Consider the following 16063-nt stretch of genomic DNA (forward strand, 5'->3'; position numbering starts at 1 on the left):
ACAAGTCTATTCCAAAACGGTGGCAGTGGCCAGGAGAGGATCGGGCACTGTATGTGTTCTCGCAGTGACGGTGGGGTGGGGCTTACAAACCCGGCCGGGCTCAGTGTTGTTCAGAGATTGCCCGCCACAACGCTGCTGTTTTCCACCCGTTCCCGGAGACTCGACAGGGTTTTCACAGGAAGGTCCCGGGCAATCAGTGTGGCAAGCCAGTCAGGAATGCGTCCGCCTACGTCCGCCTCTACCTGATAGCTCACCCGGGTCTGGTTGGGCGAGATTTCGGTCATTGTGTAGGCTCCCTTCAGCCGCGGCATGCGGACCACGCCCTCCTGCAGGGGAACGGCATCGGAGCTTACATTGCGGAAGGACATCCGGAGAACCCTGCCATCTTCGTCGCGTGTAACAGTGGTCTGGACAATCACGTCCCGGTCGGCGGCAGGCCAGGGTGAATCCGTGCGGTTGTAGGCGATCGTACTGTGCTCATCGATGACTTTTACGCTGCGGGCTTCAGCGCAGCGGTACATCCATTCGGTATGGCTGTCGATGTCGACAACTTGCGTCAGGACAGCCTCCGCGGGACCCTGGATCAAAGTTTCACCGCGAAAGCCGGGCATGGCCTGTCCGGGCACATCCATACGCCAGACTTTGACTTCGTCGTTTTCACCAATTTCATACCAGCCAGGTGTTTGCTGCTCAGCGACGGCTGAGGAAGCCATCAAGGTGAGAGCTAGCGCAAACCCCCTCAAATATTTTCTGCGTGCCATTTCCCTGTCTCCTTCAGAAGCAATAGTCCGGTGAGATGAAGAAGATCACCGTCCGGCATCTGACACAAGGAAACAGGTCTTATTCTGCGTAAAATTATTGACGCTTGCGGAGCGATCGCTATGTTCTGGTCGGAGAGCGTCGCAATTTTGACGGCAATGGCTATTTCAGCTGATTCAGCACCGAGTCCCCAACTTCGCGGGTGCCCCGCCGCTTTGATCCATTCTCTGCCAGATCCGCCGCCACTGCGTCGAACAATTCGTCGCCTGCCCGCAGCAGGGCCGGGTCTCGCTGGCCCAGCCAGGTAAGCATCCGGGCGGTGGTGAACAGCATGGCTGTGGGGTCAGCCAGGCCCTTGCCGGCGATGTCCGGAGCGCTGCCGTGAGTGGGCTCGAACATCGAGGGCACGGTGCTGTCCTCCGGATTCAGGTTGCAGGATGGAGCCACACCCATGCCGCCGGACAGGACGGCTGCGAGATCGGTCAGTATGTCTCCCTGCAGGTTGCTGGCTACCACCACATCAAAATGCCAGGGACTCTGGACGAATTTCATGCAGGCCGCATCCACCAGTTCATGGTGTACGGCGACATCCGGGTATTCCAGTGCAATTTCCGCAAAAGCTTCCGAATACATGTCCCCCCAGTAGCGCAGGGCATTGCGCTTGGTGATGATGCAGACCTGGCTTTCACACAGGCTGCCGTCGAGGTTGGTGAAGGAGCGGGGGTCACCATCCTTCGCCCGGCTTATTGCACGGCGCCGGGCCTGTTCGAAGCCGTAGCGGATGATGCGGTCGGTGGCCCGCCGGGTAAACACTTCCATCTGGGTGGCGACTTCGTCTGGTGTGCCCTGTCTCAACCGTCCCCCCTGACCGACATATTCACCTTCGCTGTTTTCCCGGATAACGAGCATATCCACGTCTCTGGCCCGCTCATCCGCCAGGAACTGCCTGGCCCCCGGCAGCAATCGGGCGGGCCGCTCACAGACCCACTGATCAAAGCCTTTGCGCATCTGCAGAAGAGGGGCGAGGGAGACGCTGTCGGGTAAAAGGTGGCGCATGGGATTATCAAGGGGGCCAGGGTCGCCGAGGGCGCCCAGAAGTATCGCATCGTAGGCGCGCAGCTGTTCCAGCGCGTTGTCCGGCATGACTTCGCCGTGCTGTTCATGCCAGGCGTGGGAAGGCCAGGCAAACTCCGTCCATTCCAGTGCAAGCCGGTTCCTGTCCCGCAGTGCCTCCAGGCATCGCAGGGCTTCTTTGACCACTTCGGGACCTATGCCGTCACCGGCTGTTACTGCAATTCGGGTGGCCTGGGACATGGGGGCTCCTTGCTGACGTTGCGTGTGCATGGCTTTGACTGTGACTATGGCAGTCAGTGTAGACCCCTGGAGCCCTGACGTCACAGGCGAGCTTTGCCCCGGTCGCCGACGCGGATATAGTGAGGGTGACCGTTTGCCCGCGTGATATCATGGCAGTCATCTTTTATCCTGGTGGAAGGAGTATTCGTGGAGTTTTCTGAACCCCTGTTTGATGAATCCAGCTGTGAACAGTGTGCCTGTGGCGAAGGGCTGGATTTCAGGTTTACGTTTGCCTATCAGCCCATTGTCGATATATCGGATCAATCAGTTTATGCCTACGAGGCACTCGTGCGGGGGCTTAACGGCGAGGGTGCCTGGAGCATCCTGTCCCAGGTTAACAGCACCAACCGGTATTCGTTTGATCAGATCTGCCGGGTCAAGGCGGTCAAGCTGGCGGCGAAACTGGGTATGGATACTCTGCTAAGCATCAATTTTCTGCCCAATGCCGTTTACCAGGCAGAAACCTGCATACGAACCACCCTGGCCGCTGCCCAGACCTACGGCTTTGATACCCGCAAACTTATCTTCGAACTCACGGAAGGCGAGGAACTGGCAGAGGCGGATCATCTTATTGCCATTTTTGACGCCTATAAAAAGATGGGCTTCCAGGTGGCAATTGACGACTTCGGTGCGGGCTATTCCCGCCTGAATATCATTATGGCCAGCCCCCCGAGTCTTCTCAAACTGGACATGGCTCTGGTGCGGGACATTCACAGGTTCCCCAACAAGCAGGCGGTGGTCAATGGCATCATCACCATGATGGATCAGCTGGGAGGCCGTATTATTGCCGAAGGCGTTGAAACTGAAGAAGAGTTCAGGTGGCTGGAATCCCGTGGGATCCGGCTCTATCAGGGCTATCTTTTTGCCAGACCCGGCTGGGAAACACTCCCGGAACCCTGGTTTCCTTCCAGAGTCTGAGTTCGCAATAACTGGAGAAATGCTTCCGTGATCTATCGAGTCGTAACCCTGGTTGGCGCCATTTTGCTGGTGGTGCTGCTGTTCTGCCTCCTGTGGCTGTTCTGCCGCAGGTTTCTGGAGCGTCAGGGGGTAGCTGGCAATCTGTCAGACCGCGCCATGGTGCTGGCCACCTGGACATTTGCTGGCATTAGCATAGGGCTGCTCTTTGTTGTAGTTGGCGCCTTCGTGGCTGGCCCCTGGGCGTTTTACAGGACGCTCCGGTCCTGGGGCGATGTGCCGGTCTCCGATGCCGGAGCCATCTGGTGGGGGTTGGGTATTGTCGTCCTCGCTTTGGGTATCACGGCCCTGGCAGCGGCAGCGCTGCTGGTGTCGGTCGGGGCCGTATAGGGTTCAGGCTCTGCCTGACGCCACGGCGTGAAGCTGTTCCCGGAACCAGATAAGCGCGGGCTCTCTGCTGTAGGGCTTGTGCCAGTACAGGTGCACGTCGATACCAGGCAGCTCCACCGGGGGTGTGTTGATGGAGATGTCGAGGGATTCGGCGATCAGCCTGGCATAGGTTTCCGGCATGGTCAGCAGGAAGTCGGTGCTTTCCACCACCCGGCAGGCAGCGTAATAGTGCTGGCAGCGCAGACGGATGTTGCGCTGGACCCCGAGCCGGGAAAGTTCAAAATCCTCGATACCCGGTCCTTCCGCCCGGGATGACACCAGCACGTGCCTCGCGGCCAGATAATCCGGCATGGACAGGTCCTTGCGGGTGACCGGGTTGTCTTTGCGGGCGATTACCACCAGCCGGTCCTTTCGCAGAAGCTCATGGGCCGTCTGATCACTGATGGGGAGCAGCACGTCTACTGCAAAATCCAGCTTGCCGGCAGCAAGCTGGGTTTCCATATCCCGCCGCGCTGTCCGCTGGCTGCTGATTTCAATGTCCGGGTAGTCTGCCAGGCGGGTCATCAGCCGGGGCAGGAAGGTGGATTCCAGAATGTCCCGCAGCGCGAGGGAATAGGTCTTGCGCTGGCTGGCGGGGTCAAAAGCGTGAAACTGGTTGACGGCACTCTGAATCTGGGTCAGGCCGGGACGCATGGATTCGGAAAAACGCCGCGCGAGGGGCGTCGGCACCATCTGGTTGCCCTGACGGGTGAACAGCGGGTCGCTGAAATGCTCCCGCAGCCGTGCCAGGGAATGGCTGACAGCAGGCTGGGTAAGGTGCAGGGCGCGGGCAGCCCTGGTGAGACTGCCTTCCCGGTAGATGGTGTCGAATACATGGAGCAGATTGAGGTCGAGTCGATTTAAAGCCATGCAGGTACTCATCTTCAATAAGTTTTACTAATGATAAACGATTAAAACAATTCAGTCGCGTAATAGCGCGGGCGCCCCTAGACTGTTTTTCATCGATCCACTCCCGAAGCAATAGTGGCAATCCCGAATCACATCACAACCGGTGGGGAACCTGTTATGGACTTTACCATTTCCGAAAAAGGCCAGGATTATCTCAAGCGCGTAAAGGCCTTCATGAAGGACGAGATCTTTCCGATCGAGGACGCATATCGGAAGGAGATGGCGGCTCAGGAGAACCCCTGGGTGGTGCTGCCGGTTATCCGGGAGCTGAAAGAGAAGGCCAGAGCCCAGGGTCTGTGGAACATGTTTTTTCCGGATGAAAAGCACGGTTGTGGCCTGCTGAATTCGGATTACGCCCTGATTGCGGAAGAGACTGGTCGCAGCTTTATAGCTCCCGAGATCTTCAATTGTAACGCACCGGATACGGGCAACATGGAAGTGCTGATCCACTACGGCTCGGAAGAGCAGAAGGCCGAGTGGCTGCCACGCCTGATGAGTGCGGAAATCCGCTCGGCTTTCTGCATGACCGAGCCGGGTGTGGCTTCGTCTGATGCCACCAACATGGAAGCAACAGCCATCGTTGAGGGCGGCGAAGTGGTGCTCAATGGGCGCAAGTGGTGGAGCACAGGCATCGGCCATCCGGACTGCAAGGTGGCGATTTTCATGGGTCTGACCGATCCTGATGCCCACAAGCACAGGCAGCACTCCATGGTGCTGGTGCCACTGGATACACCGGGCATAAAGATCGAGCGGATGCTGCCGGTGTTCGGCGCCTATGACGAGCCCTATGGCCATGGTGAGGTGAGCTTTACCAACGTGCGGCTGCCGAAGAGCGCGATTATTGCCGGGCCGGGTCGTGGCTTCGAGATTGCTCAGGGCCGGCTTGGGCCGGGGCGGGTGCATCACTGCATGCGAGCCATCGGTGCCGCCGAGCGGACCCTGGAGCTGATGATCAAACGCGCCATCAGCCGCGAAGCTTTTGGCCGACCCATTGCCAAACTGGGAGGCAACCCGGACATTATCGCCAACGCCCGCATGAACATCGAGCAAGCCAGGCTGCTGACCCTGAAATGCGCCTGGCTGCTGGACACAAAAGGCGTCATGGGCGCCCTGAGCGAGGTCTCGATGATCAAGGCGGTGATTCCACAGATGCTCCAGACCATCGTGGACCAGGCTATTCAGATTCACGGCGGGGGCGGCGTCAGTGACGATGACTTCCCATTGACCGAGCTCTTTGCCTACGCCCGTGTGCTGCGCCTGGCGGACGGTCCGGACGAGGTGCATCGCGCCATGGTTGCCCGGCTTGAGCTGAAAAAATACACCAGATAACCCGTTTCAATGGAGTAAAAGCATGACTCAGCGAGTATTTATCACCGGCGGCGCCAGTGGTCTCGGGCGGGCAATTGCCCTGAGGTATGCCAGGGACGGAGCCAGAGTATGTATCGGTGATATCAGCCCCGAGAAAGGGGCTGAGGTCGAGCATGAGATCAATGCGCTTGGCGGCGAAGGGTACTACGTCAACTGCGATGTTCGCCGCCTGACTGATCTGGAAAAGATCCGCGATGAGCTCGAGAGCAAATGGAGCGGGGTGGATGTGGTGGTGAACAACGCCGGCGTGGCTTCGGCGGGCGCCATTGAAGACAGCACCATGGCCGACTGGGACTGGATTCTGGATATCAACGTGCTGGGCGTTGTCCGTGGCTGTAAGGCCTTCACGCCCCTGTTCAAAAAACAGGGGGCCGGCGCTTTTGTGAATGTGGCTTCCATGGCGGGCCTGATGCTGGCACCGTTGATGAGCAGCTACAATGTGTCCAAGGCCGGGGTCATCGCCCTGTCTGAAACCCTGCACCAGGAACTCCGGGACTTTGGCATTCACACCAGTTGCGTGTGCCCGGCCTTTTTCCAGACCAACCTGACCGCGTCCATGCGCTCTGATATTGCCGGCATCCAGCAGAATGTGGGCAAACTGATGAAACGCTCGAATATTACCGCTGATGATGTCGCTGAGGACATACACCGGGCCGTCCAAGAGGGTGAGTTCTGGGTGCTGCCCCATGTGAAGGAGCGCCGCATGTGGATACTCAAGCGCCATGCGCCCTGGGCGTTCGACTGGCTGATGCACCAGGAGAGCAAACGCTGGATGAAAAAAATGGGCGGCGCCGTCTGAGGACAGGTGACCGGAAACAATCAGGAGAAATTCGATGACGCAGATTGACCAGCCTGTTGAAGTCCGTGAAGGCGAAGAGCTGGATGTCGGGGCGGTTGACCGCTTCATGAAGCAAGCCATTCCGGACCTGGAAGGCGAGCCGGAGATCCGCCAGTATCCCGGCGGCGCTTCCAACCTGACCTACCAGGTGGATTACGACGACAGGTCGTTCGTGCTACGCCGGCCGCCGTTCGGCAAAATTCCCAAATCCGCCCACGACATGCTGCGGGAAGCCCGCATCATGAAGGCGCTCAAGCCTGTCTATCCCTATGTGCCGGATATCATTGCCATCTGTGATGATCACAGCGTTCTGGGCTGTGATTTCTACGTCATGGAGCGGCTTAAAGGCATTATTCTGCGCACAGACTTTCCGAAGGACTTCGAACTCAGCAGGGAAGATACCCGCAAGCTATGCCTCAATGTGATCGACAAGCTGGTGGATCTGCACCGGGTGGACCCTGACGCGGCCGGTCTTGACCATCTTGGCAAGGGTCCGGGCTATGTTGAGCGCCAGATCCGGGGCTGGAGTGACCGTTTCCGCAAGGCCAGAACGGACGATGTGGGCGACTTCGAAGCGGTAATGAGCTGGCTGGATGAGAAGATGCCCGAGGATGTGGCCCAGCGGGTCATTCACAATGATTTCCGCTTTGACAACGTCGTGCTCAATCCGGACAACCCGTTTGAAGTCATCGGAGTGCTGGACTGGGAAATGGCCACCATTGGCGACCCCCTCATGGACCTGGGCAACAGCCTGGCCTACTGGGTGCAGGCCGATGACGAAGGACCTTTCCAGATGCTGCGGCGCCAGCCCACGCACCGGCCGGGAATGCTGACACGTGATGAGGTGGTGGAATACTACCTGGAAAAAACCGGCTTCAGCATCGACAGCTTTGATTATTACGAGATTTACGGTCTGTTCCGGTTGGCGGCGATCGTTCAGCAGATCTACTACCGGTTCTATCACGGCCAGACAAAGGACAAGCGATTTGCTGCCTTTGGTCACGCCGCCCAGTATCTGGAGAAACGCTGTCTGCGCCTGATCGAGGCAAGTGAGCTTTAATGGCAACCCTTTATCTGATCCGTCATGGCCAGGCCAGTTTCGGCAAGGCCGACTACGACGCGCTGTCTGACAGGGGCTGGGAGCAGGGCCGGGTGCTGGGTCGCTGGCTGTCCGGCAAGGTGGCCCCGGGGATCGTCATAGGTGGCAATCTGCGAAGGCACAGAGAGACTGTTGAGGCCATGTCTGGTGGTTTTGCCGGTACCCTGCCGTCCATGCAGGTGGCCGAGGGTTTCGACGAGTTCGACCACAATGCGGTGATCCAGAGCTACCGTCCGGAATGGGCAGACAGAGCCGTGATGGCGCGGGATCTCGCCGGCTTTCCGAAGCCTGCCAGGGCCTTCCAGGAAGCCTTCGTAAATGCAGTGAAGCGCTGGGCCAGCGAAGAACATGATGCCGACTATGCCGAGACCTGGGGCCGGTTCAAGGTTCGAGTGCTGGCGGCGCTGGATGAACTCGTCACCTGGGCCGATGGCGCGGATGTGCTGGTTGCCACCTCCGGTGGCCCCATCGCGGTTATGGTGCAGAGCCTGCTGGGGCTGGATGACGCCCGCACTCTTGGCCTCAACGAAGTGATCGCCAATACCAGCGTGACCCGTGTGCTCTATACCGGCAATCGGCGCAGTCTTGCGGTTTTCAACAATTACAGTCACCTGGAAGCGGAAGATCCGGACCTGGTGACTTTCAGATAATCCGGCCCGGAAACCGCCGAGCCTCATGGGTTATCGGCAATCCTGGGCTGTCAGGAGCGAAGTTCATGAGCAATAAAGATCTGTTTGACCTGTCCGGCCGCGTAGCCCTGATTACCGGCGCCAGCCGGGGCATCGGTGAGAGCGTTGCGCGGACTCTGGCCAGCTATGGCGCCCATGTGATCGTCAGCAGCCGCAAAATTGACGGTTGCGAGGCGGTTGCCAGCAGCATCCGGGATGCCGGAGGAAGTGCGGAAGCTTACGCCTGTCATATAGGTGAGATGGATCAGATCGAGGCTGTCTGGTCCCATATCGAAAACACCCACGGGCGTCTGGATATCCTGGTCAACAATGCGGCGACCAACCCCCATTTCGGCCCCATTGAAGATACGGATCTGGGTGCCTTCCAGAAAACCGTCGACGTGAACATCCGCGGCTATTTCTTCATGTGCGCCCGCGGCGCCCGGTTGATGAAGAAGGGCGGTGGCGGTGCCATTGTGAACGTGGCTTCCGTGAACGGCGTTGCCCCTGGCCACTTTCAGGGCATCTACTCGGTGACCAAGGCTGCGGTGATTTCAATGACCAAGGCCTTCGCCAAGGAACTGGGACAGCAGAAAATCCGGGTGAACGCCCTGTTGCCAGGCCTGACCGACACAAAGTTCGCCAGTGCCCTGACCACCAATGAGAGCATCAAAAAGCAGGCGCTGACTCACATCCCCATGAACCGCATGGCGGATCCGGACGAGATGGCCGGCACTGTTCTGTATCTGGTATCCGATGCCTCTACCTATACCACCGGCACTTGCGTGAACGTGGATGGCGGTTACCTGACGGTCTGAGGCTGCCTGTTACTGAACGGCGGAGCTGCCTGTCGGCCCGCGGGAAAGGGCGGTACCCACTGGAGGATTGTAATACAGGGAGTAGAGAACCCGGTCCAGCAGGGCCTGGCCATTCCAGGCCGGGGTGTGATTGACCATGCCGACCACAGCCCAGCTGGTCTCTGTCTTGTCCCGGCTGAATCCGGCAATGGATCGCACGTCCTGCAGATAACCGGTCTTGATTCTGCCTTCGCCTTCGAGCGCCGTGTTGCGCAACCGGCGCGCCATGGTTCCGTCCATGGCAATCAGGGGCAGGGACGACAGCAGATCAGCGGAGAAACGGCTGTTCCATGCGCTCTGCAATACTTTGGCTGTCTGCCTGGCGGTGATCCGTTCGTAGCGGGACAGGCCAGCGCCATTATCAATCACCATGCCGGCAGTATTGATTCCCTTGCTTTCCAGCCATTCGTAGATCACCCGGATGCCAGCAACCCGGTCGTCTTCCTCTTCCGGCAGGCGATTCTCCGCGCCTATGGTCAGCAGCAGCTGGCGCGCCATGACGTTGCTGCTCCACTTGTTGATGTCCCTGACCATGGAGACCAGATCGGGGGAGGTAGTGACCATCATCAGCCTGGCGTCGTCCGGCGTTGGCTCGAACCGGTCGGAGCCGGCGAGGGTTCCACCCATCTCGTCCCACAGGGAGCGGATCAGCGCAGCGCTATACTGCTGATGGGACATGAGCGACAGGTACGTGGAGGTGCGACAGCCCCGGGCAAGCTCACCGGTGACCTGGACCGTGATCCGGCCATCATCACTGAACGCCGGTTCCCAGTTAAAGTCACGGCGTGCGGGGCAGTTGGCGCCGTCAGTGGCGACTACGCGGTTGTCGATGACCACATTGGCCAGGGCAGGTGTACTCCAGGCCTGGGTTCCACGCTCATCTGCCCGCACTTCGAAATGCAGCAGGTTGAGGTTGGTCAGCCAGGCAGAGGGTTCCACCAGAAACGGAGCGTGGGGATTGTCACCGTTGTCGTCGAACAGGGGCAGGCCCTCGGGCAGGCGGAAGTATTCCCCGTCCAGCACCAGGTCACCGGTGATGGTGCTTACGCCCATGCCCCTGAGCTCACGCATCACACTCCACAGTCGTTCAATGGTCAGCTTGGGGTCGCCACCAAATCTGACGTAGAGGTTGCCATCCAGGGTGCTGCCGGAAAGCTGCCCATCCGTGTAAAACCGGGTATCCCAGTGATGGGTGGGACCGAGAATTTCCAGCGCCGCGTAGGTGGTCAGCACTTTCATGATGGAGCCTGGATTCATCGGAGTGTCTGCGTTGACAAACTGCTCTATGCCCGGTCCATTAAGGGGAATGGCTGCCACGCTGAGACCGCTGGTGTCTGCCAGGGATTCACTGGCGTGGGCCTGCATCCTGCCGCTCCAGGTTCTGGGGCCGGTAGTTTCTTCAGCAATTACAGGGCTGACAGAGAGGGAGAAAATGGAGGCAAGCGCACCGGTAATCAAACAGCGGGCCATTAATCTGGTCAAGTCGAAACGGTGCAGCATAAAGGCAAACCCGGGGCGTGAATCAATCCATTAACGATAGCCCATAATTTGCTCAGGTACTATGAGGAAAAACTCTACATGACGTTAAAAAGTGCCAGTAGTGTCGTTGTTTATGCAGTGTTTTTGTGACCGGGTGTAAGTGCTCATTGGGAATCAATGGCTTACCCGAAAAACATTTACCGCTATGATGTGACCTTGTTTTTTTCAGGAATGGAAATATGTCGAAAGCAGCCCGTTTCAAGCTCAATGTACTGGCGTCCTTGGCCACCTCATCCCTGACCGCCTGGCGAGGATGTGTCGTGGTCCGGTCGGTGCCCCAGCCGGAAAAGCCGTTGGTCCTTTACGACATGGAGGGCTGCCCTTATTGCCGCCGGGTGCGTGAAGCCCTGACGGCACTGCACCTGGATGCGGAAATCCGCCCCTGCCCGAAGGGTGGCCGGCGTTTCCGGGCGGAAGCCGAAGCCATCGGAGGTAAAGCTCTGTTCCCCATGCTGGTGGACCAGAACACGGGCGTAACCCTCTACGAGTCGAAAGACATAGTGGAGCACCTGTTTCTCCAGTACGCGGGGCGTCCGGTTCCTGGCTATTACCGGTCCCGGTCTTACCAGTCCCTGCTGGGATCAGCAGCATCGGCGGTCAGCGGCCTGCGGGGCACCCGGGCACGTTCAGCGCTGATGCCGGAAAAGCCCCTGCACCTGTGGAGCTTCGAGGGCAGCCCCTTTTCCCGGCTGGTGCGGGAGCGGCTTTGCGAGCTGGAGCTGCCCTACACGCTGCATAACCTGGGCAAGGAACACTGGAGCGAAGCGGGGCCGGCAAAGCAGCGGATCAAGCCCGGCCCCTACAAACCCATACCCGGCGGCAAACGGGATGCCTTCTTCCAGCAGCACCAGCGGGTTCAGGTGCCCTATCTGGAGGATCCGAATACCGGCGAAAAGCTGTTTGAATCCGCCCGGATTCTCCGCTACCTGGATCGGCAATACGCTGTATAGCCCAGAGGTTCTCGAAATGTCGACACCGGCTCCTGAGTAGCAGAAGTAAGCGAACAGGCCCACTCGTTATTACAACCGGGTTCGTTTGTGGGTGGTGGACTGGGGTGCTTGTTGGCTGCGGGTTTTGTTAGATTGGGTGAATACTGAGCAGAAAGCATCCATCTTGCGAACGGGGAAGGAGCCGCAAATGTCCACCAATCTCAGCCGTCGGCGTTTTCTGGCTGGTCTGGCCGCAGTTGGTCTGGCCGCCAGAGTGCCCCCTCTCATGGCGCAGCAGCCCGCAGGTTCTCCCATCACGCACGCCATCCCCGCAACCGGGGAGTCCCTTCCGGTGATTGGCATGGGTACCTGGCGCACCTTCAACGTGGGCGGCGACCAGAGACTTATCGAGCAGCGCACCCGGGTTCTGAAGACATTTTTCGATCTCGGCGGCAGCGTGATCGACTCCTCCCCCATGTACGGCTCTTCGGAGGCTGTTGTCGGAAAGGGGCTGGAAGCGCTGGGGAAACACGACGATGTATTCGCCGCCACCAAGATCTGGACCCGGGGAAAGCAGGAAGGCATACAGCAGGTACGGGAGTCAGAACGGCTCTGGGGTGTGGAGCGTCTTGATCTGGAACAGATCCACAACCTTGTGGACTGGCAGACCCACATGGAAACTCTCAAGCGCATGAAAGCGGATGGAGAAGTCCGCTACATCGGCATTACCACCTCCCACGGACGGCGCCTCGCGGACATCGAGCAGGTGATGGCCAGCGAACCCATCGATTTCGTCCAGCTGACCTACAATGTACTGGATCGCTGGGCCGAAGACCGGCTGCTGCCATTGGCACAGGAAAGAGGCATAGCGGTGATTGCCAACCGGCCCTTCCAGGGTGGGCGTCTGTTTTCCCGGTTCCAGTCCGAGCCTCTGCCTGCATGGGCTCGCGAAGCAGGCGCCGGCAACTGGGCGGAATTTTTTCTCAAGTTCATCGTCTCTCATCCGGCTGTTACCTGCGCCATTCCCGCCACCACCCAGGTGGAGCATATGAAGGAAAACATGGGCGCCCAGTATGGTCGGCTGCCGGACCCTGGGCAGCGCGAGAAAATGGCGCGTTATGTGGGGGAACTCTGATCATGCCGGCCAGCGATTACGCCCTGTCTGATCTGCTGATGTTCACTCCTGAGGTTTATCTGCGGCTGTTTATAAGATTCAATGAAGCAGCCTGGCCCCTGCAACTGCTGGCACTGGCGGCCGGCCTGGCCATTCCGGTGTTGCTGACACAGAGGTTCCCGCTGGCACGGCGTCTCGCCATGATGCTGCTGGCTCTTGCCTGGGTGGCCACAGGTCTGGGTTTCATGGGCAATTTCTATGCGCCCATTAACTGGCCCGTGTACTGGTTTGGCTTTGCCTTTGTGGCTCAGGCCATGCTCGTCGGGGCTGTCGCCGGATTCTTTTATCTTCCGGATCGGATTTCACTGACCGGGGGTCGGGGTTCCTGGCTGATCGGGCTCTGGATGCTGGGATTGCTGGGGCTGCCCTGGCTCACGGTCGCCGCCACCGGGGAGCTGGCTGCCCTGGCTCTGTTTGGCATGACGCCGGATGTGACAGCTGCCGTCAGCATTGCCGCGCTGATTCTGGTGCCCCGGCGGATACGCTGGCTGCTGCTGGTGATTCCGCTGATGTGGTGTGCGTTCAGCGCGGTCACGCTCTATGCGCTGGGCACCCCCGGACCCATGCTGGTGCCCCTGGCGGGGCTGGTCCTGGGCTTTGTGGCGGTTTTTCTGCGGGACTGATCCCATACTCCGGACTCGCTTGCTCCTCCCCCTGCTAATCCCACTCCGGAGCAAAATCGGGATTCGCCACTCGCTCGTTGCGGTCAAGGGCATTGATCTCATCCATTTCCCCAGCACTCAGCTCTATCTTCAGGGCATCCAGATTGGCTTTCTGGTGCTCCGGCCGGGTCGAGGCGGGGATGGGCACTATGCCTCTGGCAGAACTCCAGGCAAGGGCTATCTGGGCTGCGGTGGCGTTATGATTCCGGCCGATGCGCTGGAGGGTCTCATCTTCCATAACCCGGCCCACGGCCAGCGGCATGTAACCGGTAACCCTGATGCCGAGCTTCCGGGCATGGTCCACCACCTTGCGGTTGGCAAGGAAAGGGTGCACCTCCACCTGATTGGTGAAGATGGGTGTGTCTCCCAGTATGTCCCTGGCCTGGTCCATGTGGGCGCAGGTGAAGTTGGAGACGCCAATGTGGTCGGTGAGGCCCTCACGCTGGGCATCCCGGAGCGCCGTGAGATACTCCTTCATCGGCACCTCGTCCCCCGGTGACGGCCAGTGGATCAGGGCAAGGTCCACATGATCGGTTTTCAGGCGCTCGGTGCTTTCCCTGAGGCTGTTGATCAGGTCGCTGGCACGCAACTGGTCAAACCAGATCTTGGTGGTGAGAAATACGTCGCGGCGGGGAATACCGCTTGAAGTCAGGCCATCCCCCACGGCGGCTTCATTTTCGTACATCTGGGCGGTATCGATATGGCGATAGCCCAGAGATAGCGCGCTTTTGACAGCATCCCGTGCAACATCGCCCTTGAGGCGGAAGGTCCCCATGCCAATTGGGGGAAGCTGATCAAATGCCATGTGTGTTCTCCTCTGCTGGTCATTAGTCCCGTCCGGAATGACTATACGTTGGGACTTCAGACGCAGTTCTTCAAGCAGAGCCAGACAAACAAAGGCGGCCAGTGGCTGTCACTGTTCACCGGTGAGCTGGCTGATTTGACCCTGTCGCCGTGAGCCATCAGGGGCTAAGCTGGTGCATTGTTCAGAGAATTCCAGGGAGAAAACCGATCATGTTGAAAGCCCAGTATGAAAAGCGCGGTCCTGTACCAGAGGAGCATATCCAGCCGGTTGAATTCGACAGGCCGGAGCTGAAAGCGGGGGAAGTCCTGGTGGAAGTGATTGCTTCACCCATCAACCCCTCCGATGTTCTGACCCTCACTGGTGAATACGGCATGCTGCCATCGCTGCCTGCGGTTGGTGGCAATGAAGGGGTTGGCCGTGTGGCCGAACTGGGGCCGGACACCAAAGGGCCGGAAGTTGGACAGACGGTCCTGCTGCCGGTCGGCATAGGCACCTGGGCGACCCACGTGGTGGCTGAAGCCCGCAAACTTGTGCCCCTGCCCAATGAGGCGGATCCGAAGCAACTGGCCATGATGACCATCAATCCGCCCACGGCTCTGCTGATGCTGTCGGAATTCGTGGATCTGCAGGAAGGTGACTGGGTTATCCAGAATGCCGCCAACTCGGGTGTGGGAGGCTACCTGATTCAGCTGGCGAAGCTGAAGGGCTTCAAAACCGTAAACATCGTGCGCCGGGAATCAGCGATTGAGACGGTAAAGGCCGAAGGGGGTGATGTGGTGCTGGTGGATGGGCCTGATCTCCACAGGCGGGTAAAAGAGGCCACGGGCAAAGGCAACGTGCGGCTCGCCACTGATGCCGTAGGCGGGGCCTCCACCGACCATATCGCTGACTGCCTGACCGAGGGTGGAACCCTGGTGAATTACGGCATGATGAGCGGCGAGCCCTGTCAGGTATCCCCCAGGAACATTGTTTTCCGGGGCGTGACGGTGAAAGGCTTCTGGCTTGCCAAATGGTTCGAGAATGCCAGTCAGGAAGACCAGATGAAGGTTTTCGGTCAACTTACCCGACTGATTGCCACCGGCAAACTTCAGGCCCGGGTCGCAGCAGAGTATGATGTTTCCGAAATCAAAGAGGCGGTAAAGGCGGCAGCGTCCGGGGAACGGGACGGCAAGGTTCTTGTGGTTCCCTTTCATCACTGACGGCTTCGCAACATCACTGACGGCTTCGCGGCATCACTGATGGCTTCGCGACATCACTGAGAGCCCCTTGGCGTCGCTGAGGGCTCCGAGGCACAACTGGCTGCCAGGCCGCCGCCCGTTCATTCAGACCGGAGACACAAGATGCTGACAGGTCAGTGCCTGTGCGGTGGCATTCAGTTTACCTACCAGGGCCCGCTCGGGCCCATCGCCCTGTGTCACTGCAGCCAGTGCAGACGGGCCCAGGGCAGTGCGTTTTCGGCCAGTGCGCCCGTCCAGCGGATTCACTGGCAATGGACTTCAGGCACCGACCTTATCCGTGAATACGAGTCCCGCCCAGGCAAATACCGGGCGTTCTGCTCCAGCTGCGGCAGCGCTCTCTATAGCCGTGTGGATGCCATTCCCGGAATCATCCGCCTGCGGGTCGGGCTGATCAACGAGCCACTGGGCAAGGTGCCAGCAGCGCACGTATTCGTCGGTTCAAAGGCCGACTGGTTCGAAATCAGCGATCAGATCCCCCAGTATGAAAAACTGGAGCGGAGCAATGATCCGCACTGACAGGC

At 59.2% G+C, this 16063-nt stretch carries 17 protein-coding genes; 12 read left to right on the forward strand and 5 right to left on the reverse strand.

What is annotated here, in order from left to right; all coding sequences use genetic code 11:
- Window positions 1-110: 110 nt before the first annotated feature.
- Both LG327_RS09535 and LG327_RS09540 read right to left on the reverse strand, forming a co-directional pair.
- Window positions 111-761: an START domain-containing protein gene (locus tag LG327_RS09535; protein WP_404368965.1), complete on the reverse strand. Its 651-nt coding sequence runs from the start codon at window positions 759-761 to the stop codon at window positions 111-113.
- Between the two features lie 160 nt (window positions 762-921).
- Window positions 922-2073 (reverse strand): isocitrate/isopropylmalate dehydrogenase family protein, encoded by a 1152-nt coding sequence (locus LG327_RS09540; protein ID WP_404368967.1) that lies wholly within the window; start codon window positions 2071-2073, stop codon window positions 922-924.
- A 186-nt stretch (window positions 2074-2259) separates the two neighbouring features.
- Here LG327_RS09540 and LG327_RS09545 point away from each other — a divergent pair, with 186 nt between their 5' ends.
- Window positions 2260-3030 (forward strand): EAL domain-containing protein, encoded by a 771-nt coding sequence (locus LG327_RS09545; RefSeq protein ID WP_404368970.1) that lies wholly within the window; start codon window positions 2260-2262, stop codon window positions 3028-3030.
- 27 nt (window positions 3031-3057) lie between these two features.
- Window positions 3058-3417, forward strand: a complete 360-nt coding sequence (locus LG327_RS09550; RefSeq protein WP_404368973.1) for a hypothetical protein — start codon at window positions 3058-3060, stop codon at window positions 3415-3417.
- Window positions 3418-3420: 3 nt separating this feature from the next.
- Here LG327_RS09550 and LG327_RS09555 read toward each other — a convergent pair whose 3' ends face one another.
- Window positions 3421-4326, reverse strand: coding sequence for a LysR family transcriptional regulator (locus tag LG327_RS09555; RefSeq protein WP_404368975.1), 906 nt, complete (start codon window positions 4324-4326; stop codon window positions 3421-3423).
- Between the two features lie 156 nt (window positions 4327-4482).
- Here LG327_RS09555 and LG327_RS09560 point away from each other — a divergent pair, with 156 nt between their 5' ends.
- The 5 genes from LG327_RS09560 (at window position 4483) to LG327_RS09580 (ending at window position 9156) form a co-directional block, all read left to right on the forward strand.
- Window positions 4483-5694 carry an acyl-CoA dehydrogenase family protein gene (locus LG327_RS09560; protein ID WP_404368978.1) on the forward strand — a complete coding sequence of 404 codons (1212 nt, stop codon included), beginning with the start codon at window positions 4483-4485 and terminating at the stop codon, window positions 5692-5694.
- Window positions 5695-5716: 22 nt separating this feature from the next.
- A complete protein-coding gene (locus tag LG327_RS09565) occupies window positions 5717-6532 on the forward strand; it encodes an SDR family oxidoreductase (protein ID WP_404368982.1) in 816 nt (271 codons plus the stop codon).
- A 34-nt stretch (window positions 6533-6566) separates the two neighbouring features.
- Window positions 6567-7631, forward strand: coding sequence for a phosphotransferase family protein (locus LG327_RS09570; protein WP_404368985.1), 1065 nt, complete (start codon window positions 6567-6569; stop codon window positions 7629-7631).
- Complete coding sequence (locus tag LG327_RS09575) at window positions 7631-8320, forward strand: histidine phosphatase family protein (protein WP_404368988.1); 690 nt, start codon at window positions 7631-7633, stop codon at window positions 8318-8320. Before LG327_RS09570 ends, LG327_RS09575 begins: the two co-directional genes overlap by 1 nt.
- Window positions 8321-8385: 65 nt before the next feature.
- Window positions 8386-9156 (forward strand): SDR family oxidoreductase, encoded by a 771-nt coding sequence (locus LG327_RS09580; RefSeq protein ID WP_404368991.1) that lies wholly within the window; start codon window positions 8386-8388, stop codon window positions 9154-9156.
- A 9-nt stretch (window positions 9157-9165) separates the two neighbouring features.
- Here LG327_RS09580 and dacB read toward each other — a convergent pair whose 3' ends face one another.
- On the reverse strand, window positions 9166-10665 hold the full coding sequence (gene dacB, locus LG327_RS09585; RefSeq protein WP_404368993.1) for a D-alanyl-D-alanine carboxypeptidase/D-alanyl-D-alanine-endopeptidase: 1500 nt from the start codon (window positions 10663-10665) through the stop codon (window positions 9166-9168).
- 248 nt (window positions 10666-10913) lie between these two features.
- Here dacB and LG327_RS09590 point away from each other — a divergent pair, with 248 nt between their 5' ends.
- The 3 genes from LG327_RS09590 (at window position 10914) to LG327_RS09600 (ending at window position 13460) form a co-directional block, all read left to right on the forward strand.
- Entirely contained in the window at window positions 10914-11684 is a 771-nt protein-coding gene (locus LG327_RS09590; RefSeq protein ID WP_404368996.1) for a glutathione S-transferase N-terminal domain-containing protein, read from the forward strand.
- A gap of 187 nt (window positions 11685-11871) precedes the next feature.
- The gene (locus LG327_RS09595; protein WP_404368999.1) at window positions 11872-12798 is read left to right on the forward strand and encodes an aldo/keto reductase; all 927 of its coding nucleotides are present in this window, start codon (window positions 11872-11874) and stop codon (window positions 12796-12798) included.
- 2 nt (window positions 12799-12800) lie between these two features.
- Window positions 12801-13460 (forward strand): DUF6064 family protein, encoded by a 660-nt coding sequence (locus LG327_RS09600; RefSeq protein ID WP_404369002.1) that lies wholly within the window; start codon window positions 12801-12803, stop codon window positions 13458-13460.
- 34 nt (window positions 13461-13494) lie between these two features.
- Here LG327_RS09600 and dkgB read toward each other — a convergent pair whose 3' ends face one another.
- Entirely contained in the window at window positions 13495-14304 is an 810-nt protein-coding gene (dkgB, locus tag LG327_RS09605) for a 2,5-didehydrogluconate reductase DkgB (RefSeq protein ID WP_404369005.1), read from the reverse strand.
- Window positions 14305-14513: 209 nt separating this feature from the next.
- Here dkgB and LG327_RS09610 point away from each other — a divergent pair, with 209 nt between their 5' ends.
- A complete protein-coding gene (locus LG327_RS09610) occupies window positions 14514-15503 on the forward strand; it encodes a zinc-dependent alcohol dehydrogenase family protein (protein WP_404369007.1) in 990 nt (329 codons plus the stop codon).
- A gap of 141 nt (window positions 15504-15644) precedes the next feature.
- Window positions 15645-16058, forward strand: a complete 414-nt coding sequence (locus LG327_RS09615; RefSeq protein WP_404369010.1) for a GFA family protein — start codon at window positions 15645-15647, stop codon at window positions 16056-16058.
- Window positions 16059-16063: the final 5 nt, after the last annotated feature.

Source organism: Marinobacter sp. (genome assembly GCF_044799475.1).
Taxonomy (GTDB): Bacteria; Pseudomonadota; Gammaproteobacteria; order Pseudomonadales; family Oleiphilaceae; genus Marinobacter.